At 60.3% G+C, this 23,279-nt stretch carries 16 protein-coding genes; 14 read left to right on the top strand and 2 right to left on the bottom strand.

What is annotated here, in order from left to right; all coding sequences use genetic code 11:
- The first annotated feature begins 4 nt into the window (after window positions 1–4).
- From argS to VLY20_12205, 8 genes are all read left to right on the top strand, one after another.
- Window positions 5–1,681: an arginine--tRNA ligase gene (argS, locus tag VLY20_12240; GenBank protein ID HUK57416.1), complete on the top strand. Its 1,677-nt coding sequence runs from the start codon at window positions 5–7 to the stop codon at window positions 1,679–1,681.
- 25 nt (window positions 1,682–1,706) lie between these two features.
- Entirely contained in the window at window positions 1,707–2,852 is a 1,146-nt protein-coding gene (gene tgt / locus VLY20_12235; protein ID HUK57415.1) for a tRNA guanosine(34) transglycosylase Tgt, read from the top strand.
- Window positions 2,853–2,856: 4 nt separating this feature from the next.
- Window positions 2,857–3,207 carry a preprotein translocase subunit YajC gene (gene yajC / locus VLY20_12230; protein HUK57414.1) on the top strand — a complete coding sequence of 117 codons (351 nt, stop codon included), beginning with the start codon at window positions 2,857–2,859 and terminating at the stop codon, window positions 3,205–3,207.
- Window positions 3,208–3,303: 96 nt separating this feature from the next.
- Window positions 3,304–4,944, top strand: a complete 1,641-nt coding sequence (gene secD / locus VLY20_12225; GenBank protein ID HUK57413.1) for a protein translocase subunit SecD — start codon at window positions 3,304–3,306, stop codon at window positions 4,942–4,944.
- 29 nt (window positions 4,945–4,973) lie between these two features.
- On the top strand, window positions 4,974–5,891 hold the full coding sequence (gene secF / locus VLY20_12220; protein HUK57412.1) for a protein translocase subunit SecF: 918 nt from the start codon (window positions 4,974–4,976) through the stop codon (window positions 5,889–5,891).
- A gap of 9 nt (window positions 5,892–5,900) precedes the next feature.
- Complete coding sequence (locus tag VLY20_12215; GenBank protein HUK57411.1) at window positions 5,901–7,457, top strand: DUF4388 domain-containing protein; 1,557 nt, start codon at window positions 5,901–5,903, stop codon at window positions 7,455–7,457.
- Between the two features lie 233 nt (window positions 7,458–7,690).
- Window positions 7,691–9,436: a single-stranded-DNA-specific exonuclease RecJ gene (recJ, locus tag VLY20_12210; protein ID HUK57410.1), complete on the top strand. Its 1,746-nt coding sequence runs from the start codon at window positions 7,691–7,693 to the stop codon at window positions 9,434–9,436.
- A gap of 1 nt (window position 9,437) precedes the next feature.
- Window positions 9,438–11,603, top strand: a complete 2,166-nt coding sequence (locus VLY20_12205) for a bifunctional (p)ppGpp synthetase/guanosine-3',5'-bis(diphosphate) 3'-pyrophosphohydrolase (GenBank protein HUK57409.1) — start codon at window positions 9,438–9,440, stop codon at window positions 11,601–11,603.
- Window positions 11,604–11,612: 9 nt separating this feature from the next.
- On the opposite strand, the gene VLY20_12200 is transcribed toward VLY20_12205, so the two are convergent.
- A complete protein-coding gene (locus tag VLY20_12200; GenBank protein ID HUK57408.1) occupies window positions 11,613–12,056 on the bottom strand; it encodes a DUF192 domain-containing protein in 444 nt (147 codons plus the stop codon).
- A gap of 57 nt (window positions 12,057–12,113) precedes the next feature.
- The gene (locus VLY20_12195) at window positions 12,114–14,384 is read right to left on the bottom strand and encodes a tetratricopeptide repeat protein (protein HUK57407.1); all 2,271 of its coding nucleotides are present in this window, start codon (window positions 14,382–14,384) and stop codon (window positions 12,114–12,116) included.
- A 154-nt stretch (window positions 14,385–14,538) separates the two neighbouring features.
- On the opposite strand from VLY20_12195, the gene VLY20_12190 reads away from it, so the two are divergent.
- The 6 genes from VLY20_12190 (at window position 14,539) to infB (ending at window position 23,159) form a co-directional block, all read left to right on the top strand.
- Window positions 14,539–16,185 carry a S53 family peptidase gene (locus VLY20_12190; GenBank protein ID HUK57406.1) on the top strand — a complete coding sequence of 549 codons (1,647 nt, stop codon included), beginning with the start codon at window positions 14,539–14,541 and terminating at the stop codon, window positions 16,183–16,185.
- A 55-nt stretch (window positions 16,186–16,240) separates the two neighbouring features.
- On the top strand, window positions 16,241–16,888 hold the full coding sequence (locus tag VLY20_12185) for a methyltransferase domain-containing protein (GenBank protein ID HUK57405.1): 648 nt from the start codon (window positions 16,241–16,243) through the stop codon (window positions 16,886–16,888).
- A 39-nt stretch (window positions 16,889–16,927) separates the two neighbouring features.
- The gene (gene dat / locus VLY20_12180) at window positions 16,928–17,770 is read left to right on the top strand and encodes a D-amino-acid transaminase (protein HUK57404.1); all 843 of its coding nucleotides are present in this window, start codon (window positions 16,928–16,930) and stop codon (window positions 17,768–17,770) included.
- 682 nt (window positions 17,771–18,452) lie between these two features.
- Window positions 18,453–18,923, top strand: a complete 471-nt coding sequence (gene rimP / locus VLY20_12175; protein HUK57403.1) for a ribosome maturation factor RimP — start codon at window positions 18,453–18,455, stop codon at window positions 18,921–18,923.
- 107 nt (window positions 18,924–19,030) lie between these two features.
- Complete coding sequence (gene nusA, locus VLY20_12170; GenBank protein HUK57402.1) at window positions 19,031–20,494, top strand: transcription termination factor NusA; 1,464 nt, start codon at window positions 19,031–19,033, stop codon at window positions 20,492–20,494.
- An 82-nt stretch (window positions 20,495–20,576) separates the two neighbouring features.
- On the top strand, window positions 20,577–23,159 hold the full coding sequence (infB, locus tag VLY20_12165; GenBank protein HUK57401.1) for a translation initiation factor IF-2: 2,583 nt from the start codon (window positions 20,577–20,579) through the stop codon (window positions 23,157–23,159).
- The last annotated feature ends 120 nt before the right edge of the window (window positions 23,160–23,279 follow it).

The following is a 23,279-nucleotide window of genomic DNA, read 5'->3' as shown; positions in this document are numbered from 1 at the left end:
TTCCATGACAAAAGATTGTCTGATTAAAGAGATGCTTCTGAAGGCGTGGGAGCAGGCCTCCGGGGAAGGGAAAATCCTTTCCCGGCCCGATCCGGACAAGGTGGTGGTCGAAATCCCGAAGGAGACCGTCCAGGCCGACTTTGCGACCACCGTCGCGATGATGCTGGCCCCGATGGAGGGCCGTCCTCCTCGCGAGATCGCCCAGACGTTCCTGCACTACCTTCAGAAAGATCCGGGCGGGATCCTCGACCAGGTCCAGTTGGCGGGTCCGGGTTACATCAATATCACCCTAAAACAGGATCAGTGGCGCCGGGTCCTGCCGGAAATCAACGCGCAAGGAAAACGGTTCGGCCGCCTCGATATCGGGAAGGGCCAAAAGGTTCAGATCGAGTTTGTCAGCGCCAATCCGACCGGCCCGTTGCATGTCGGTCACGGGCGATGGGCCGCCGTGGGAAATGCGCTGGCGAATCTTCTGGAGGCGGCGGGGTATCAGGTCCATCGGGAATATTACAACAACGATTCCGGGCGACAGGTGAAACTGCTGGGATGGTCGGTCTATGCGCGCTACCAGCAGCTTTTGGGCCATGCCGCGGCCGATCCCGAAGACGGTTATCGGGGCGGCTATATCACGGGTATCGCGCAACGTCTGGTCGACCGCTACGGGAAAGAATTTCTCGGCCGTCCGGCCGACGAGTGTCTCGGGTTTTTCACGCGGCATTCGCTGGAGGAAATGACGGGCGTGATCCGGGAGGACCTGACGGCCTTCGGGATCGCGTTTGACGACTGGTTCAGCGAGGCGTCCCTTTTCCAAAGCGGCGCCGTCCAGAACGCCTTGGATGAGTTGCGGGAAAAAGATTATCTCTATGATCAGGACGGCGCTCTGTGGTTTCGGTCGACGCATTTCGGGGACGATAAGGATCGCGTGGTCCGGAAGGAAGACGGCGAGTACACCTATCTGGCGTCCGATATCGCCTATCATCGGGACAAGCTCGCGCGCGGATTCGACCTGTTGATCGACATCTGGGGTGCGGATCACCACGGCTACACGGCGAGAATGGAGGCGGCGGTCCAGGCCCTGGGGTATCCCAGGACGCGGCTTCGGATCCTGATCGGGCAGCTGGTCAAGCTGGTTCGGAACGGCCAGCCGGTTCCGATGTCGAAACGGGCCGGCGAATTCGTGACCCTTCGCGACGTGGTCGGCGAGGTGGGCAAGGACGCCGCGCTGTTCTTTTTTCTCATGCGCCGTCTTGACAGTCCGATGGAATTCGACCTGGAGCTGGCGAAGCGCCAATCCAACGAGAACCCGGTCTATTACGTCCAGTATGCCCATGCCCGCTTGTGCAGCGTCGGACGGCAGGCCGAGGAGCAGGGAATTCGTCCGATTGATCCAAATCAGGTCCGCCTCGATCGCTTGGCGGAGCCGGAGGAACTGAAACTCATCAAGCGGCTCGATTTCTTTCCGAGACTGATCGAGGAAAGCGCGGGCGCCCTGGAGCCGCATCGATTGACGTTCTATCTTCTCGACCTGGCCGGCCTTCTGCATAATTATTATTACAAGCACCGGTTCATTTCGGCGGATGACGACCTTACCCAGGCCCGCTTGCTGTTGGTCGGCGCGGTGCGGACGGTGATGGCCAACGCCCTGGACATTCTAGGGGTCGCGGCCCTGGAAAGAATGTAGGGCGGATGGAGCGCGGTTGGAAAAAATGACGTTCACGGTTCTGGACAAAGAGGGCGAAACGCGGGCCCGCTGCGGACGATTGGAGACACGGCACGGCTCGATCCAGACGCCGGTCTTCATGCCGGTCGGCACCGCCGGGACGGTCAAGACGCTTTCCCCGGACGAACTGAAGGAACTCGGCGTCGAGATCATCCTCGGCAATGCCTATCATCTCTACCTTCGCCCGGGTCATAAGCTCATCGCCGAATTGGGGGGACTGCACCGCTTCATTTCGTGGGACCGGCCGATCCTGACGGACAGCGGCGGCTATCAGGTCTTCAGTCTAGCCCGGCTGTGCAAGGTGACGGATCAGGGGGCGGCGTTTCAGTCCCACCTCGACGGTTCGCCGCACTTCTTCTCGCCGGAGTTCGACATGGAGATCCAGGAAGCCCTGGGGGCGGACATCATCATGACGCTGGATGAGTGTCTCCCGTATCCCAGCAGCCCGGAGGCGACGCGCGCCGCTCTTGACCGGACAATGGAATGGGCGCGACGGTGCAAGCAGTCGCATCAACGTCGGGATCAAACGCTGTTCGGGATCGTGCAAGGCGGGTTCTATCCCGAACTGAGGCGGGAAGCGGCGCTGCGATTGCTCGACCTGGGATTCGAGGGGTACGCCCTGGGCGGGCTCAGCGTCGGCGAGACGCCCTCGATGATGCGGGAGGTGGTGGATCAGGTGGTTCCGCTCCTTCCGGAGGATCGCCCGCGGTATCTGATGGGCGTGGGGATGCCGGAGGATTTGTTGGAGTGCGTGGTTCGGGGAATCGACATGTTCGACTGCGTGATTCCCACTCGCCATGCGCGAACGGGATGGTTGTTCACGTCCTTCGGAAGGGTGGTCATTAAAAACGCCCAGTATGCCCGCGATGAATCGCCCATCGATCCGGCCTGCGACTGCACCACCTGTCGCCGGTTCTCGCGGGCCTATCTGCGGCATCTTTTCATGGCCCAGGAAACGCTGGCCCTTCGGCTGAACACGATCCATAATCTAAATTACTTTATTCGTCTTATGGAGCAGCTGCGACAGGCGATTCGCGAAAAGCGGCTGTTGCGATACCGGGAGGAGTTTTATCGCATGCGCCGCGACGCAGGGCGGACGGATGGAAGCGTCGGTTTAACGAAGGAGGAATAAACGAATGGGAATCTTCTCAACGATCGTGTGGGCTCAAGAAACGGGAGGGGCCCCCGCGGCGGCTCCGTCCGCCGGACCGGGAGGGATGGTGGTCTCTTTCCTGCCGTTTGTCCTGATTTTCGTCGTGTTCTATTTTCTTTTGATCCTTCCCCAGCAACGAAAGCAGAAGAAGCACAAGGGCATGCTGGAGGCCCTGAAGAAGGGCGATCGGGTGTTGACCACCGGCGGGCTCTTGGGCACCGTTGCGGCTCTGAATAAACATGTGGTCACGATCCAGGTGGCGGACAACGTCCGGGTCAAAATCCGGCGCGACTACATCGCGGAACTTCAGGAAGAGCCGGATGAAGGATCCTGACATCCCGCCTCCGGCGCGGGAAAAAAGGGAGAAGGAGAGACGGATTCATTTTAAGCCGATCAAGTCTGAATCCAATGAAAGGAGAGGGTGCCCGACGTGAAACGAGGAATTCGAGGACGACTGCTGCTGTTGAGCCTGACCGTGCTGATTTCGATCATTTACTTTCTGCCGTCCACGCCGGTCTTTCAAGAACTGCCGGACTGGTGGAAAAAATATTTGCCGAACCGCGGAGTCACGCTGGGTCTCGACCTACAGGGAGGGATCCACATGGTGCTGGAGGTGGAAGAGGACAAGGCGGTCGAAAATCTGGTGGAAAGGACCGCTTCATCCATCAACGATCTTCTAGCCGAAAGCAAGCTTCCGGTCGCGTCGGTCAAGAGGACGGGGCCCGCGGAATTGACCGTGACCCTTCCCGGGCCGGACAAAAAGGCGGAGGTCGGGAAAAAGATCGAGGCCAACTTCCCGAATTTTGTTCCGAAGGAAGCGCCGGGAAATGATCTGGTGTATTCCCTCCGGGAGGGGGAGGTGACCCGAATCAAGGACACCGCGACCACTCAGGCGCTCGAGACGATCCGCAACCGGATCGACCAGTTCGGCGTGGCCGAACCCCTGATCCAGCGACAAGGACCCAAGCAGATCGTCATCCAGCTTCCGGGAGTGAAGGATTCCAAGCGGGCGAAGGAGCTGATCGGAAAGACGGCGCTTTTGGAGTTCAAGTTGTTGGATGAAGACAACCCGCTCAGCCGGACCCTTCCCCTTTCCATTACGCCGCAAAATGAAGAAACCTTCACGGCCGAATACAAAAGCAAGGTTCCGGAAGGGGATGAGATCATGTTCGAGCGAATGGTCGACAAGCAATCCGGCGAGGTCCGAAAGCGACCCTATCTGATCAAGAAGCGGACGTTGATGACCGGGGACGTCCTGACCGACGCCCGCGTGAGCATCGGTCAATTCAACGAGCCGTACGTCTCGGTCAGCATGAACGGCATCGGCGCCCAGTTGTTCGAACGCATCACGGCCGAAAACGTGAAGAAGCGTCTGGCCATCATCCTGGACGACAACGTCTATTCGGCGCCGACCATCCAGGATCGAATCACCGGCGGGAACGCGCAGATCACCGGCAGCTTCACCACCCAGGAGGCCAACGACCTGGCCATCGTCTTGAGGGCCGGGGCCTTGCTGGCCCCCGTCCGTACGCTGGAGGATCTCACGGTGGGCCCGTCGCTTGGACAGGATTCGATCCGGATGGGAATTCAGGCCACCGTCCTGGCGGGCGCGATGGTCGTCTTATTCATGATGATTTATTACCGGATGGCCGGCATCGTCGCCGATATGGCCCTGATCCTGAACTTGATCGTTTTGATCGGCGCCCTGGCGGCGCTCAATGCCACCTTGACTCTGCCGGGCATTGCTGGCATTATTCTGACGATCGGCATGGGGGTGGACTCGAACGTTCTGATCTTTGAGCGGATCCGCGAGGAACTCCGGCAGGGCAAGCCGGTCCGTCTGGCCGTGGACGGCGGCTATGACAAGGCGTTTCTCACCATTGTCGATTCCCACGTCACGACCCTGATCACGGCGCTGGTGCTCTTCCTGTTCGGCACCGGTCCGATCAAAGGGTTTGCGGTCAGCCTCAGCCTGGGCATTGCGATCAATCTATTCACGGCGCTGGTGGGAACCAAGGTGGTCTTTGACTTTGTCAACGGCCGTTGGAAGTTGCAGCGGTTGAGCATTTAAGGTTCGTTTACGAATCATCGGGAGATCTCATGTTCGAAATCCTCGGGAAAACGAATATTGATTTTGTCGGCAAGCGGAATTATGCGTTTATTTTTTCCGGCGTCCTTGTGCTTCTCGGGCTGCTGACCCTGGTTCAGATCGGCCGGGGAAAGGCGAATCTCGGCATCGACTTTGCGGGGGGGACCGCGGTCCAGCTCAAATTCGAGCAGCCGATCAAGATCGACGACGCCCGTCGGGTTCTGTCGTCGAACGGGTTTCCGGACGCCGAGCTTCAGCAGTTCACGAACGGGAATCGGATTCTGATCCGCGTGAAACAGGAGAACACGATTCAGGAGGATGCGGCCAATCGGATCGTCCAGGTTTTCGAGAAAGAGTTCTCGTCGAACCCCTTCGTGGTGGACAGCAGCACGGCGATCGGCCCCACGATCGGCCAGGAACTTCAGAAGAAAGCCGTCATCGCGGTCGTTTTCTCGATGATCGGCATCATTCTTTACATCGCGGTCCGTTTTGAATTCCGTTTCGGGATTGCGGCCGCGATCGCGACGTTTCACGACGTCCTGGCCGTTCTGGGCGTGCTCTATCTGGCCAACAAGGAAATCACCCTGCTCATCGTGACGGCCCTGTTGACGCTGGCCGGTTACTCCCTGACGGATAAAGTGGTGGTTTTCGACCGGATCCGTGAAAACCTGAAGTTTCGTCGGCGGGAGTCGCTGGAGCAGGTGATCAACGGCGGAATCAATCAGGTGCTCAGCCGGACGATCGTCGTTTCGTTGACCGTCGTTCTGGTGCTGGTCGCGCTGTTTTTCTTCGGGGGAGAGGTCATCCACGATTTTTCTTTCGCCCTTTTGGTGGGCGTGATCGTGGGCAACTATTCCTCCATTTTCGTGGCGAGTTCGATCTTGGTGGTCTGGAGAGGGAGTCAGGGCAAACTGCTCAAACGCGCTTGAGGGAGGACGATGGACGGCGACCTGCCCGTATCGGGGAGACTTCGGGATCAACGACTGCCGAAGATTCTGACCCATTTACAACGGCAAAAGAAAACCGGTGTGCTGGTCATCGGACGCAACGACCAACATAAATCGCTCTTCATCAAAGACGGCGACATCATCTTCGCGACGTCCAAATACCAGGATGACTGGTTGGGCGAAGTGCTCCTCAAATCCGGCCGGATCACCTTGAACCAGTACGAGGTGGCGTCCGAAGTTACGCGCAATACCCGGAAGCGGTTCGGCACGGTTCTGGTCGAGCAGGGCGCGCTCGCCGCCAAGGATCTCTTTTCGTCGGTCACGTTTCAAGTCAAAGAAATCGTCCTGAGCCTATTCACCTGGCTGGACGGCGAATACCGGTTTGAAGAGGGACCGTTGCCGACCCAGGAGATCATCACGCTTAAAATGAGCACGGGCAATCTTATTCTGGACGGCATCCGCCGGATCAACGATTTCGTCCGTCTACGGAACGAGCTCCCGCCCCTGAACGCGGTCCTGCATATCACAACGGATCCGCTGGTTTTGTTTCAGAACATCGACCTGAAAGAGAATGAGCGGAAGGTGTTGATGCAGATGGACGGGAAAAATACGATTTCCGAAATCTTCGCCGCGTCCGAACTCCCGGCGTTTGAAACTCTGAAGCTGCTTTTCTTCTTCCTTTCCATCGGACTGGCCGAGACGGTCGTCGCCGCCCCGCAACCGGGCCCCTTCGTTCAAGCGGCTCCGGCGGTTTCCGAACCCCTGTCGGCACATCCGCAAGAGCCACCCAAGACGGAAGTCAAGTCGGAGCAACGAGAGGCGGTCATCGAAAGCCGGGAAGAGATTTTTCGGTCCGAGGAGACCCGCGAGGACGCCCAGGAAATCCAAGGAACGAAAATGAAAATCCGGGAGGCCTACGAATCCCTGCAACACCAGGATTATTATCAAGTGCTGGGGCTGGAAAGAACGGCGACGCGGGATCAGATCAAGCGGGCCTATTTTCATCTGGCCAAAGAATACCATCCCGATCGTCATTTCCAGGCCGGTCTGGAGGAACTCACCCCCCACCTTGAAACGCTGTTCCGGAGCATCACGGAGGCGTACGACACCCTGTTGATGGAGCGGACACGGCAGGAATACGACACGCAATTGGCCTTGAAAAAAGTTTTGGGCCGGGAGGAGAAGCCCGCGGGTCCCTCCCCGGAGGCCCAAGTCCATGCGGGGCAGCAGGCGTTTCGAAAAGGCGATTTGAAGACCGCGGCCTATTATTTTGAAACCGCGGCCAAGGCCGCGCCGAACCAGGCCAGCTATCATTCGCTGCTGGCCAAAACCTTGACCCAGATTCCGGGTCGGCAGCGCGACGCGGAAACGCATTATAAAAAGGCGATTGAACTTGATCCGTCCGGCGTGGATCATTACCTCGGTCTCGGCTTGCTTTATAAAAAAGGAGGCATGACCCAGCGGGCCCAGCGTCAGTTTGAAGAAGCGCTGCTCTGGGACCCGGAAAACAAGACGGCGAAAGAAGAGCTTCGGCAACTTCCAAGTTAAGCTCGCTGCTGCGATCATGGGGGCTCGCGCCGCCGACCTTGTCTGTGGGGACCGTCCGGCGACATATAAACCCGGCCCTCCGACGCCCCCCCCCGGCCCCGCCCTCGGACCGGCAAAGCCCGATCCTCGCTTACTCCATCCGATTTCATTCCAAATCCGGTATTTTTCTGACCCGTCCCGAGGCGCGTCGCGGTTTGACAAAGAGGGGTCGTTGGCCATATGATAGTTTCGATATGGCGACGGTGTATTCCAGACGGTGGATTCAGCGGCCGCACGACCGTGAAGCGCATCCGAAGCTGGTGCGGGAACTCGGGTTTGAACCGGTCACGGCGTCCATCTTGATCGGCCGGGGCATCGACACTCCCGGGATGGCGCGGTCGTTTGTCGACCCGTCGGTTTCGGACCTGTGGGATCCGCTGCGGCTGAACGAAATGGACCGGGCCGTTTCTCGGATCCGCGCGGCCGTCCGACGGACGGAACGCGTCGTGATCTACGGGGACTATGACGTAGACGGTATAACGGCGACCACGCTCTACCTGGATTTCTTTAAACGTCAGGGTCTGGACGCCGACTTCTACATTCCGCACCGCTTGAGCGAAGGGTACGGTTTGAACGAGGCGGCCGTCCGCGCCCTTCATGCGCGGGGAACGACGCTTCTGATCACGGCCGATTGCGGCACCACCTCGGTTGAAGAGATCCGCCTGGCCCGTTCCCTGGGCATGGACGTGATCGTGACGGATCATCACGACGTGCCGGACGAGCTTCCGCCCGCCACGGCGCTTCTGAATCCGAAACGGAACGATGCGGGCTATCCGGAAAAGGGCCTCTGCACCGCCGGGCTGACCTTCAAGGTGATCCAGGCCCTGACGGGTACCGTTCCGACCGAGGGACTGGATCTGGTCGCCCTGGGAACCGTTGCGGATGTTTGTCCGTTGACCGGTGAGAACCGGTTCCTGGTCAAAGAGGGCTTAAAACAACTGACGGAAGGGCGGAGGCCCGGCGTCCGGGCTTTGAAAGAAGCGGCCGGGGTTCCGGATGCGCCGGTGAAGGCCGGCACGGTCGGATTCACCTTGGCCCCGCGCATCAACGCTTCCGGCCGACTGACGGACGCGGGGGAGGCCGTGCGCCTCCTGACCACGCCGTCCTTGGACGAAGCCCGTCGGATCGCCCAGTCTCTGAATCTTCAAAACCGGCGGCGGCAGGCGATCGAGGAAAAGATTCTGGAGGAGGCCTGCGCCCGCGTGGAATCGGAGTCCGATTTCCATCAATCCGGATGCATCGTTCTGGCCTCGCGTGCATGGCATGTGGGCGTAGTCGGAATCGTGGCGGCCCGGCTGGTGGAGCGGTACGGACGTCCCGCCGTTCTCCTGGCGATCGACCCGGACGGCCTGGCCAAGGGCTCGGCCCGGAGCATCGCCGGGTTTCATCTGTGCGAGGGATTGCGACGGTGCCGGGAGTTTCTGATCCGTTTCGGAGGCCACCAGGCCGCGGCCGGATTGACCCTCCGGGAAGAGCGGATTCCGGCGTTGCGCGAGCGCCTGTCCGCCGTCGTATTTGAAACGCTGAAGCCGGAGGATTTTCAACCGAAGCAATTCATCGACGCGGCGGTCGAGTGCGAGGACCTGACGCCGAAGCTGGTCCGTGAGCTCGAGAGCCTGGCCCCGTTCGGGCCGGCCAATCCGGAGCCGACGCTGCTCCTCCGGGGGCTGTTTCCGGTCAACGCACGCATCGTCGGCGGCAACCACCTGAAGTTCTCCGTTCAAAAACGGAGCGGGCTGGCCGGCGTCCCCGCGGGCGTTTTGTACGACGCCATCGGGTTTCGCATGGGCGATCGCATGGACTTGTTGCGCAACGGCTCCGGCTTGGACCTGGTCTTTACCCCGGAACGAAACGCCTGGCAGGGTCGCGAGCAGCTCCAGCTGCGCGTAAAGGACCTCCGGATTTCGGGAGAAGCCTGCCTGCCGGACAGGCGGGCCTGACATGGCCCTAAAACTCCGAAATGCAGAACCCGTCTCCGTGCAGTCGATCGTCCAGTCGCTGCGGCAGTATAATCCGCAGGCCGACGTGCAGCCGATCCAGGAAGCCTATGACTTTTCGGCCAAGGCCCATGCCGGGCAAAAGCGGGAGTCGGGCGAGCCTTATCTCCAGCACCCGCTCCAGACGGCCCGGATCATCGTCGATCTCAAACTCGACGTTCCCTCGATCGTGGCGGCGCTGCTCCACGACACCATCGAAGACACCGACATCCCCAAGGCCGAGCTGGAGCAACGGTTCGGAAAAGACGTGGCCTATCTGGTCGACGGCGTGACCAAGATCGGCAAGATCCAGTTCAAGACGCACGAAGAGAAGCAGGCCGAGAACTTCCGCAAAATGCTTCTGTCGATGTCGGAGGACATCCGCGTCATCCTGATCAAACTCGCCGACCGTCTGCACAACATGCGCACGCTGCATTACCTGCCCGAGGAAAAACAGAAACGGATCGCCCAGGAAACGCTCGACATCTACGCTCCGTTGGCCAATCGGCTCGGCATCGGCTGGATGCGGACGGAGCTGGAGGATCTTTGTCTCCGCTACCTTAAGCCCGAGGTGTACAACAACCTCGCCAAGAAGGTGGCGCAGCGGCAGGACGTGCGGGACGCCTATATTCAGGAGGTCATCAAGATCGTCCAGAAAAGTCTAACGGAGTACGGTTTCAGGGGCCAGGTGTTGGGGCGCTCCAAGCATTTTTTCGGAATCTACCAGAAGATGGAGCGGCAGGGGATCCCGCTCGAGGAAGTCTACGACCTGGCGGCGGTCCGGATCATCACGGACACCAAGATGAACTGCTACGCGATCCTCGGGATGATCCATTCCCTCTGGCGGCCGGTCCCGGGACGGTTCAAGGATTATATCGGCGTGCCGAAATCCAACGGCTATCAATCCCTGCATACGACGGTGGTCGGCCCGAAGGGTTTTCATGTGGAGTTCCAAATCCGGACCGAAGAGATGCACCGGGTGGCCGAAGAGGGAATCGCGGCGCACTGGAAGTACAAGGAAAAGGGCCAGATCGATCAGAAGACGGACCGCGTTTTCGGGTGGCTGCGTCAGTTGGTCGAGTGGCAGCAGGACCTGGCCGACAACCGGCAGTTCATGGACTCGGTCAAGATGGATCTTTTCCCCGACGTCATCTATGTGTTTACACCGAAGGGGGATGTCAAGGAACTGGCCAAGGGGTCCTGCCCGATCGACTTCGCCTACAGCGTCCACACCGAGGTCGGGAACCGCTGCACGGGCGCCAAGGTCAACGGAAAACTGGTTCCGCTTCGCTACGTCCTTCACAGCGGCGATTCCATCGAGGTCACGACCTCCCCGAACCAGACGCCCAGCAAGGATTGGCTCAAATGGGCCCGGACGGCGCGCGCCAAGACCAAGATCAAACACTGGATCAAGACCGAAGAACGCCTCCGGAGCACGGAGGTGGGGAAAAAACTGCTCGAGCGGGCGCTGCAGCGGCACAACTTGAGTTCGACCGAGGCCTTCAAACCGGAGCATCTGACGGCGCTGACCAAGGACTTCGGGATCGCGACCCCGGAGGATTTGCTGGCCGCGATAGGTTACGGTCGGATCACGACCGAGCAGGTGATCCGGCGCCTGCAACCCTCGGCGGCGGTGAAGGAAGGTCTAGCCGACAAACTCATCCGCAAGATCGGGAGCCGTCCGAGCGGGGTCAAGATCAAGGGGATCGGCGACCTGCTGATCCATCTCTCGAAATGCTGCAACCCGGTGCCGGGCGATCCGATCATCGGGTTCGTCACGCGGGGGCGGGGACTCTCGGTGCACACGGTGGACTGTCCCAACATCGACGAGCTGGACTACGACAAGGACCGCATCGTCGAGGTGGCCTGGGATACCAAAGACGCCGCGTCCTACGCCGTGAAGATCGGCGTTGTGACGGTCGACCGGCCGGGCATGCTGGCCTCGGTCTCGGCCGCGATTACCTCGGCCAAGGCCAACATCAGCCACGCCGACATCACGACCACGGCGGACCGGCGGGCCATCCTGAACTTCGTCGTGGAAATCCTGAACGCCGGCCATCTCGCGAAGGTATTAAAAGGCATCGAAGCGGTCGACGGCGTCGTCCAGGCCAAACGGCTCCGCCCGGGTTAACGGAAGGGATCAGCCTCCTTTAAACGTCAGGGTCTGGCCCACGCGCAGCTCCTCGCGCAAGGCCGTGCCGGAAACCACTTCCAGAACGTAGAGGCTGTCGGCCGAAGGCCCGTAGACCGGGCAGGGTTCCAGTTGGCAGGGCGGAACCTGGTACTCGATGTGAATGATCCGTTTCCGGTCGTCCATCCAGACCATGTCCAGCGGGATCAGGGTGTTTTTCATCCAGAAGAGATGCTCCGCGGGCCGCTCGAAGATGAAGAGCATGCCGCGATCCTCCGGAAGGGCCGTGCGGAACATCAGTCCGCGGGTCTGTTCCTCCGGTGTTCGGGCGACCTCGACCCGAAGGGTCTTACCGTCCGGGAGGGCCAACGGCATCGTGGACGCCGTGGATTCCTGCCCGTGGACGACGGCCGCGGTCGCGACGAGGAGCATGACGGACAGATATTTTTTCATGCCCCGAGTATGCGATACCCTCTAAAGAAAGTCAATCGCCCTTCGAACGCGAATTCGTTATCTGCGCATGGAATTTAACGCTTGGCGGGCCGGAAGAAAGTCCGGCCGGATCTGTAAGGCCTTTTCGAATTCTTTTTTGGCCTCGATGGGATGGCCTTCCCGCAGTAACGCCATTCCCAGGCTGGTCATCACCTCGAAATTGGTCGGGTTGTATTTCAGGGCGGCTTCAAATTCTATGACCGCCTGGTCCAGGCGGTCGGTGCGGGCATAAATAACGCCGAGATTGTTGCGCGCGCCGATGTGATTCGGTTGCAGGTTGATAGCCGCTTTAAATTGTTGCGAGGCCTCTTCATAGCGGGTTTGTTGCAGGTAGACGATTCCAAGATCGTTGTGAGCCTCGGCATCGCCGGGTTTGAGCTTTAACGCTTTTGAGTAGGCGTCCATCGCGTCGTCCAGCCGCTTTTCGGTCACGTAGACATTTCCAAGTGTCAAGTAGGCATCGACAAAGTCCGGTTGTATTTTTAAGGCCTTGGACTGAGCGTCAATGGCGTCCTCCGGCCGTCCTTGCTCCGAATAGGCCATTCCGAGATTATAGTAGGCTTGGGCAAAATTCGGCTGAAGCCGGATCGCCGTCTGGTATTCTTGAACGGCCCGGTCAAAGTGTCGCTGGGCGGCGTAAACGTTGCCCAGGTTCATGTGCGCCAAGGCATGATTGGGTTGATGCGCCAGGAATATTTGATACTCCTGGGTCGCGGCCGGAAATTGCCCGAGGGCCGCACGGACATTCCCCAGGTTGAAGCGGACCGGGACAAAATCCGGTCGCAACGTCAACGCGGTTTGATATGCGCGGAGGGCGTCCGGCCATCGGTGGTTTTGCTCGTAGACATCTCCAAGATTATAGTGAGCAATGAAATAGTCGGGTTTCAGTTGAACCGCCGTTTGAAATTCTCGGGCTGCGTCGTTCCATCGCTTCCGGTCGGAGTAAATGACTCCAAGATTGTTATGCGGCAATGCGGCGATGGGCGATTGACGGACCGTGTCTTCCCACAGAGTCGCCGCGTCTTGCCAAACCGTGTTCCGATGGATGGTCAGAAGTGAAAACAGCCCCGCCAGCAAGCCGACGAAGCCGATGATCCATTTCAAGCGTCGTTGCCCGGTCCGGTGTTCCTCAACCCGACTCCAGCCCTCAACGATCCCCGCGGCGATCATCAACAGAAATCCGCCCGAAGCCAGATAGGCATACCGTTCCGCCACCGGAGTCGCCGAGACTTTCACCAAGGGAACGATCAGCGGTGCCGCGAGCCCGGCGGCCCACCAGACGGCTCCGATCGCCCAGAGGGTCCGACGTCGTCGGGCGATGATCCAAAGCAGGCCGACAACTCCGACCGTTCCGATGACCAGATCAATCGCGCCTTGAGCGTCTCCAATCGTCGGCGCGGGAGTCAATAAATTTAAAGGATGGGGTAGCAACATCATTTTTAGATAATAACCCCAGGCCAACAACAGAGTGATGAGTTTGGTTAAGAAGGATCCGCCGCCTTCGGCGCTGGGAGCGGGAAGTTCTATATGGACAAGCCGGAAAACGATAAAACCGGCCAGGACCGCGATCCATGCCCAGATGAACGGATCTCTCATCCTCCGTGGATGAACCACGGCCGAGGACGGCAAAAGAAAATACAAAGCCGGAAAGAACAACATGATAAACGGGATGGCCGTTTCCTTGGTCAACAGCCCCATGACGCAGCCCAAGACAAATAAAGGGAGCGTGATTCCGGTCGGGGCGCCCTGCCGGTACCGGAGATAGGCATAAAAGGCGAGCATCATGAAGAGGGCCATGAACACATCACTGCGGCCGTTGATCCAGGCCACCGCTTCCACATGGATCGGATGGACGGCAAACAGGGAAGCCGTGATCAATGCGATGCCCGAATCTTTTCGGTAGAATTGCGTTAGGAGGTTAACCAACCGGTAGACCAACAAGACGGTCATGGCGTGGGCCAGGTAGACGGTGAAATGAAAACCGAAGGGGGCGGGACCCCACATCCAGTAATCGAGACGGCGGCTCCAATCGATGAGCGGACGAAAATACGGGTCGGAAGTGACGGCGGGCGAATCGAACCGGGGTTTCTGGTCCGAAAATGACGCAACGGAAGTGTCGTCCTCCCACGCATAGCCGTTGAACAGCACACCGATATTGACGAGGAGCGCCAGAAGAAGAGGGATGAGCCAGCCGTAGGCTGGAAGCCGCGGGGTTCGAGGGAGGGCGGCGGATCGGATTTCCTTGGAATTATTTTCGGCGGCCTCTTTTTTCCGACGGGCTTTTCCCATGACCCCGCACCTTATCAAATCGCATTTTAAATGTAAAGGTCGCCGCGGGCGGCGGCACGTCTTCTTCTTTCTTGACAATCGCGAGGTGGCGTGATAGTAGAAATCTACGGCGAAGCTGTCAATGGGATATGTCAAAGATCAAGGAGGTCTCAGAATGCGAACATCCGTATATTTCCTTTGGACGGTCATGGTGGTTGGGTTCTTGGGAGGGCTGGCGGAGTCGGCCACGGCCCAGGGGATCAAGCCGGGTTCCCGGTCGCCCCTGGTGGCCCAAGCGACCGACCTCGGCCGAGCCCCGGCGGGCTTCCCCCTGCGTATTGTGGTGGGCCTCGACCTGCGCAACAAAGCGGCTCTGGACGCGTTCATTGCGGATGTTTCCAACCCCGCGTCGCCAAACTTCCAGCGCTTCCTGAGCCAGGGAGAGTTCAACGCCCTGTACGCGCCCACGCCGGAGGAGGAACAACGGGTTGTGGATTGGCTGACGGCCAGCGGGTTCCAGGTGACGGATCGCTTCCCGAATCGCCTCATTGTGGGCGCCATGGGGAGCAACGCGGCCGCGGAGCGCGCGTTCGGTGTGAGCCTGCACAACGTGCTCGTCCGGGGCCGGCTCAAGTACGCGGCCCTGGAGGAACCTTTCTTCCCCGCGGACATTGCGGCGTTCACCACGGGCGTGGCGGGCCTGGACAACCTTACGGAGATGAGGCCCATGCTTCGCGCGATTCCCACCGTGGACCCGGACGCCGCGCAGGGCTCGAACTGCTGCCACTTCTCTCCGAACGATCTCGCGACCTTCTACGACGACGCACCGGCCTATGACGGCCGCGGCCAGACCGTCGTCATCGCCGGTGTCTATGCGTGGAAGTGGATCGATCAATACTCCTTCAGCAAGCAATGGGGCCTGCCCCAGCTTCCCTCGGGCAGCGGCCAGGTCTGCACGGGCCGGTCCGCAAGCCATGGCTGCCAATTCGACTCCCAGAACTCCATTGAGGTCAGTCTCGACGTGGAGTACAGTCACGGCGCGGCGCCCTACGCGGTCGTCAAGAACTACATGGCGGCCTCGACGAGCTTCGCCTCCTTCCTGGTGATGTACAACCGGATCGTCGCGGACAACCCCGGCCATATCGTGAGCACAAGCTGGGGCGGCTGCGAGGCCGGGCTCTCGGCGACCATCCAGAAAATAGACGACTCCATCTTCGCCAACGGCAACGCCGTCGGCCAGAGCTGGTTCGCGGCCTCGGGCGACAACGGTTCCAGGGACTGCGGCGATTCCGTAACCGTCACGGTCGACCACCCCGCGAACTCGCCCCACGTCATGGGGGTCGGCGGCACCTCCGCGACCTGCGATTCCGGGATGACCTCCGGCAGCCCGCCCTGCGGCGGCTATGGCTCGGAGACCGCGTGGAGCGGAAGCGGCGGCGGCAAGAGCGCCCTCTTCGCCAAGCCGACGTGGCAGACCGGCTGCAACGTTCAGGAGGACGGCGCGCGCGACGTGCCCGATGTGAGCCTCGAGGCGGATCCAAATGCGTACGGGAACTACGTCCTCAATAACGGCCGTTGGTACATCGTCGGCGGCACCAGCGACGCGGCGCCCCAGTGGGGCGGTTTCTTTGCCGAACTGAACCAGAAATACGGCGGAGCCGGCATGGGCAACCCGGGGGTTCGCATCTACCAACTGTGCGGCACCGGCGCCTACCATGACATCACCGCCGGGAGCAACGGCGATTTCCCGGCCGGGCCCGGCTACGACCAGACGACGGGTGTGGGCACCCCCGAGGCCTTCAACTTCCTCGTGGGCTACTGAGGCCGGCCCGCCGCCCGGCGGGCCGTGCCGCGGGATCTCCAGAGAGCATCAAGCCGTGGGATTGTATTTAAGACAGAAGAAGTATTTTGAAAACGCGTATGAGACCGGCCGGCACGGCTGGCCGACGGTCGGTCCGACGCCGTTCGTGCTGCGCGCCATTCCCCGAATACGGAAATCGCTCGATTCCGGTCGCGGGCGGATTCTGGACCTGGGCTGCGGCGAGGGCCGGCACACGCTGGCCTGCGCGCGCGAAGGGTTCGATGTCGTGGGCCTCGATTACCAGCCCCTGGCGATCCGTCGGGCGCGGTCCTTCGCGCGGGGACGCAAGGTCCGCGGCGCCTTCCGCTTCATGGTCGGCGACGCGTTCCGGCTGCCGTTTTCGCCGAACGCATTCGATGCGATTATCGATTACGGCTGCCTGCATCATGTGAAGATCGCCGATACGCGCCGTTACTTTGAAAGCGTTCTGACGCGCTTGAAGCCGGGCGGCCATCTCATCCTGTCCTGCTTTTCGACCCGCTTCAAGCACCATCCGGACGAGAAGCGCCGCCGCAACTGGCTGGTCCATCGTGGCCATTACGACCGGTTCTTCCGGAAACGGGACTTCAAGACGCTGTTCGGAAAACAGTTTGATATCTTAAAAATGGAAGAACGCGGCGACGGCCTGTATGTTTTTTGGGACGTCTTGATGAGAAAGAAATGATGCGGGATTTGAAATCTCAAATTTGAGATTGGAGGATCGGTGCCCAATATTGCGTTTGTGAACGGACGATTCATGCCCCTGGCGAAAGCCCGCGTCTCGGTGGAGGACCGCGGCTTCCAGTTCGGCGACGGCATCTACGAGCTGATCCGGACCTACGGGGGCCGGATCTTTCATATCGAGGATCACCTCCGGCGACTCGATCAGAGCGCCGAGGCGCTCGGACTGTCGATCGTCTATTCAAAATCCCGTTGGAAGGCGATTCTGGAAAAGGCCCATGTCCGGAGCGGTTATCCGGATGCAAAGCTTTATATCCAGATCACGCGGGGGGCCGCGCCCCGGGACCATTCCTTTCCAAAAAAAAACCGGCCCAGCGTGATCATCACGGTCCGGAAACTGGCTCCGCTGTCGGCCCAGCTTCATGAAAAGGGGGCCGCCGTCGTCACGGTGCCGGACTTGCGGTGGGGCCGTTGCGACATCAAATCGATCAATCTCCTTCCCAACATCATGGCCCGGCAGAAGGCCCGGTCGGCCGGCGCGTTCGAGGCGCTTTTTGTGCGGGACGGGCTGGTCCTGGAAGGCGCCGGCTCCAACGTCTTCGCCGTGATCGGTGGCCGGATCGTCACCCCGCCGAACGGACCGTTCATTTTACCCGGCATTACGCGGGACGTGGCGATCGGCCTGGCCCGCGGGGCCCGCGACCCTGTTATCGAAAAAGGGATCACGGTGGAAGATCTCCTCGGCGCGGAGGAGGTCTTTCTCACCGGCACCACCACCGAGATTTTGGGGGTGGTCAAGGTGGACGGGAAAACCATCGGCGACGGGCGGCCCGGCCGGACGACCCGCCGGCTCTATCGGCAGTTTCTTCAATCCACCCGTCCTTAGAAAAAACGGATTCGCTTCCACATCTTCTTTGCGGCCGTGTGGAGGCGTTGCAGGATTCCTGTTGCGGTCATGCCCGCCGATCCACTATATATTGAGATTAACCGGAGAGAAAACATCCTTTTGTGTAGTTGACTTTTTGTCTAAAAATATGTTTATACTGAGCCGCCATTTTTGAAATTTTCACCGGAACCTGAAAAAGAGACTTCTTAGAGGCCAGGCACCCCCTCACGGGAGAACCAGGGCCACCTGTGAGTCGTATTAAGGCAGTGCCTCAGGCTTCTCTATAGAGGATTAAGCCCATGCGCCCTCCCTGGAAATCGGGTTACCGATTATAATGATAAGCCTTCTTCCGAGCCGAGGCTCGGGGGGAGGCTTTTGTGGTTTTTGCTGAGCTTTTGTATTGAACCGGACCGCGGGCTCGGCCGCTCAGTTTTCCGACAAGGCCCTGCGGAGAATTGACCCTGTGTTGGGCCGCGGCCGACGCCCGGTTCCGGTTCATGCGCCTGGGTTTGATGCACCCCTGCTCCTCCCCAAGCCCGACCCCCCTCTGTCCGTCTCCATGGCACGGGTTGATTAAATTATTCTTGCATTTTATTTAACGCTGTGATATAAAACTGGATGTTCAAAGTGGGTGCGGTTCCGCCCACTTTTTTCATTTGACGCGGTTTGGAATGGTCTTGGAATGGTCCGGGATACTCAAACGATCATCGAACGGATCCGGGAGCTTGTCGGTCCCATTCTGAGTTCCATGGGTCTGGAACTGGTCGATCTGGAACTGTCCGGTCAAGGGAGGCGGGGCCATCTCCGAATCTTCATCGACAAGGACGGCGGGGTGAATGTCGACGATTGCGAGCAGGCGAGCCGTTATGTCGGCCACGCGCTGGATGCCGTCGATCCCATTCCGAACGCATATCTCCTGGAGGTATCCTCTCCGGGATTGGACCGCCCCTTGCGGAAGGCCGAGGACTACCGGCGATTCGCGGGAAAATTGGCCCGATTGAAGCTGGTCCGTCCCCTGGACGGAGCGTGGGTCGTCGTCGGCCGATTGCGGGGTCTTGAGGGGGATCGCGTCGAGCTTCAGCCCGAAGACCGGGAAGCGGTGCAGATCGCCCTGGCGGATATCGCGCAGGCCCGGCTTGAAGTGGAATGGTAGAAAGTATAAATTAGCAGCATAGAACGCCAGGCTCGGCTTGTCCGTTACAGCGAGCAAGGCGAGCGAGAGGGGGCGACGCAAGCCCTATCACAAGAAAGAAGGTTTTCATGAATCGTGAATTATTGGCCGTGATCGAACAGATCGGCCGGGAAAAGGGAATCGATAGTCAGAAGATCGCCAGCGCCGTCGAGATGGCGGTCCAGACCGCCGCCAAGAAAAAATACGGCGCCAACGAAAATGTCCAGGTCCGGCTTGACCGCCAGACGGGAGAAATCGAGGTGGTCTCGCTCCGGAAAGTCGTCGAAAGCGTCGCCAATCCCAAAGCGGAGGTCTCGTTGGAAGAGGCCAAGAGCGTGGACGCCGGCGCCGAATTGGGCGATGAGATCGGCCTGATGCTGGAGACGGGTGACTTCGGGCGGATCGCCGCCCAGACGGCCAAGCAGATCATTTTCCAGCGGGTCCGCGAAGCGGAGTGGGAGGCGGTTTACAAGGAATACGCCGGCCGCCAGGGAGAAATGGTCAACGGCATCGTCCTGGGGCACGAGCGCCGGAATTACATCGTCGAGGTGGGCAAGACCGAGGCGCTCCTCCCCGTTTCGGAGCAGGCCCCCCGCGAGAACTACCGTCGCGGCGACAGGATCCGGGCGCTGCTGTTGGAGGTCAAGAAATCGGCCAAAGGGCCGCAGATCATCCTGTCCCGGACCCATCCGAATTTCGTGTCCGAACTGTTCAAGCTTGAAGTGCCCGAGGTGGCCGAGAAGATCGTCGAGATCAAGGGCATCGTGCGCGAGCCCGGGGACCGGACCAAGATCGCGGTCCACTCCAAGGATCAGGCCGTCGATCCGGTGGGCGCCTGCGTGGGGGTCAAAGGCTCCCGCGTTCAGGCCGTGGTGCGCGAGCTCCGAGGCGAGAAGATCGACATCATCGCGTGGAACGCGGACCCGCGCGTTTTCATCGGCGAGGCGCTGAACCCGGCGGCCGTGGAAAAGGTCGGGATCGACGACGAAAAGAAGACCGCGCTCGTCGTGGTCTCGGATCACCAGCTGTCCCTGGCGATCGGGAAGAACGGCCAGAATGTCCGTCTGGCGGCCAAGCTGACCGGGTGGAAGATTGACATTATGGGCGAGAGCGAGTATGAAAAGGAACGGGCGCAGGAGCGCGCCGAGGAGATTGAGCAGGCGATCGCCCAAGAGCACCGGGCCCAGGCCGAGGCCGAGGCCAAGCAAAAAGCTCGGGACGCCGAATGGGCCGCGGCCGATACGGCCGCCGGTCCGCCCGCGGAGGGCTCCGAGGCGGGGAGTAAGGAAGAGGAACGTCTGATCGATCTCCCCGGCATCGGGAAAAAATTGCTGGAGGCCTTGACGGCGGGCGGGTTTGATTCGATCGAAAAGATTGCCGCGGCGACCAAGGAACAATTGATGGAGGTGCCGAAGATCGGCGAGAAGACGGCCGAACGGATTCTGTCGGCGGCGCAAGGACGTCTCGATGGTCAGGGGAAGAAAACCGAGTCGCTTCCGTCAACGGACGAGTCGGACCGATCCTCGGAGGAGGCCGAGAAGCCGTCCGAATAACCCGATCGGGCCGCTTTTTTAATTTCGCCGCAGGGACCCGCCCAGGCCATGCGGCGACGCAAGCCCCTAAAATAAGAAAATTATGAATGTATCGGATCTCGCAAAAAGAATAAAAATCCCGGCCAAGGAACTTTTGTCCGAACTGAAAACTCTCGGAAGCCGGGCCTCGAGCCCCTCCTCGACGGTCGAAGAGTCCGCCGTGAAGCAGATTATTGAAAAATACAAAAAGGCCGCGCCGGCGGCCAAGACCGCCAAAAAGGCGGCCGAGGCCCCGGTCAAAACGAAGCTCCAGAAGGCCAAGACGGTCGATAAGGCGGACAAAAAGGCCGTTCCGCTTCAAAAAGCGGCGAAACCCGCCGCCAGAACGGTCAAACTCAAAAAGGCGGAGCCGATCCCGCCGCCCGAGCCGGAAAAAAAGACGCGGATTCTCATCAAGAAAAAAGCGGAGCCGGAGCCCGCCGTGGTCGTTTCCGCTCCGACGGCGTCGTCGCCTGCTTCGGAGACGCAGACCCTGTCCGGATCATCGACCGCCGAGGTTCTCCGGCCGGCCGAGCCTGCGGTCCATGCCGCGTCCGTGTCGGAAGCCGTTCCTGTCCCCGCCTCCACGGGAGCCCCTGCCGCGGTTCCTGAAAAACCGGCGGGCGCGGCGCTTTCCACGGCGGCGGCCCCCGTCAAGAACAAACTCCTCAAAACCGATCTATTCGAGTTGGCCAAGCAGGAGCTGTCCGATCGGCTGAAGCAGCGCGGCAAAAAAGTCCGGAAAACAAAAAAGAGCAAGGAGAATCCCTTGGAAGAGTATCAGTACGAATTGAGCAGCTGGCGGGACATCCGTCCGGCGACGCATCGCGAAGACCGGCATAAAAGAACGGCAGCGCCGGCCGGCGTCGTTGAGATCACCAAGCCGCGCAAAAAGATCATCAAACTCTCCGAGGGGCTTACGGTGAAGGATTACGCCGAATTGATCGGCCAGAAGTCGACGGAGGTGATCCGGAAACTCGTCGAGATGGGAACCATGGCGACGATCAACCAGCCGATGGATCTGGCCGCCGGCGTTCTGATCGCCGAAAATTACGGCCTGAAGGCCGAGATCGTCCACGGGCCGACGGAAGAGGATATGCTGTCGGGGGAAGAAACCCCGGGAGGGGGCGATCTTCGCACCCGTCCTCCGGTGGTGACGATCATGGGTCATGTCGACCACGGGAAGACCTCGCTTCTGGACGCGATTCGTTCCACCAAGGTCGCGGCCGGTGAAGCCGGGGGGATCACGCAGCACATCGGCGCCTACACCGTCAAGGTCGGGGACCGGACCATCGTTTTTCTGGATACGCCGGGCCACGAGGCCTTCACCGCCATGCGGGCGCGCGGGGCCAAGGTGACGGACATCGTGGTCCTGGTCGTGGCGGCAGACGACGGCGTCATGCCCCAGACCATCGAGGCGATTCACCACGCCCGCGCGGCGAACGTGCCCATTATCGTGGCCATCAATAAGATCGACAAGCCCGAGGCGAACCCGGACCGCGTGAAAAACGCGCTGGCCGAGCACAACCTTTTGTCGGAGGCCTGGGGCGGCCAGTCCATCTTTGTGGAAGTATCGGCGAAAAAACGGCTGAATCTGGATCACCTGCTTGAGATGATCCTGCTCCAGGCGGATGTCCTGGAGCTGAAGGCCGATCCGGCCCGATTGGCCAAAGGGATCGTCATCGAGGCCAAGATGGACAAAGGCCGCGGACCGGTGGCCACGGTGCTGGTGCAGTCGGGCACCCTGAATCTGGGGGACGCCTTTGTCACCGGGAGCTTTTACGGACGCGTTCGCGCGTTGATCGACGATGAAGGGAAGAAGGTCGAGTCGGCGGGCCCGTCGTACCCGGTCGAGGTGATCGGCCTGCCGGGCGTTCCGCAGGCCGGCGATTCGTTCACCGCGGTCCGGGAAGAACGGGTCGCGCGCGAGATCGCCGCCGACCGTCTGCAGAAAGAGCGGACGGCCCGGCTGGCGCAGCAGCACCGCGTCACGCTTGAAGATCTCTACAACCAGATCAAAGAAGGCACGGTGAAGGAACTGAACCTGATCCTCAAGACGGACGTGCAGGGGTCGGCCGAGGCCTTGATCGAGTCCCTGAACAAATTGAGCACGCCCGCGGTGAAGCTGAATGTGATCCACAGCGGCGTGGGGGGAATCACCGAGACCGACGTCCTCCTGGCCAGCGCGTCGAACGCCATCGTCATCGGGTTCAATATACGGCCGGAGTCCAAGGCGGCCGCCCTGGCGGAGCGCGAGAAGGTGGACGTACGGACCTACGACATCATTTACAACGCGATCGGCGATATCCGGGCGGCGATGGAAGGCCTGTTGGAGCCCACCCTCAAGGAGCGGGTGACGGGTCGGTGCGAGGTGCGGCAGGTCTTCAGCATCTCCAAAGTGGGGACGATCGCCGGCGCCTACGTCACCGAAGGAACCATCGCGCGCGCGGGGTCGGGGGTCCGACTTCTCCGCGACAGCGTGGTGGTTTATACGGGGAAGCTCTCCTCCTTGAAACGGTTTAAGGACGATGTGCGGGAGGTTCAGGCCGGGTACGAATGCGGCATCGGCATCGAGAATTATAACGACATCAAGGTGGGAGACGTGATCGAAGCTTTTGTGGTCGACAAAATCGCCGCCAAACTCTGACAGGTCGCTGAAAAAGTCCGTCTGCTGCGTTCTCGGGTCCTCGTAGTCATCACGTGCCGACTTCGTACGCTCCGGGCTTCTTGAACCCTGCGGTCTTGCATCCGGAGCTTTTTGAGCAAC

Source organism: Nitrospiria bacterium (assembly GCA_035517655.1).
Taxonomy (GTDB): domain Bacteria; phylum Nitrospirota; class Nitrospiria; order JACQBZ01; family JACQBZ01; genus JACQBZ01.
This window is presented reverse-complemented; position numbering and strand designations above follow the sequence as displayed.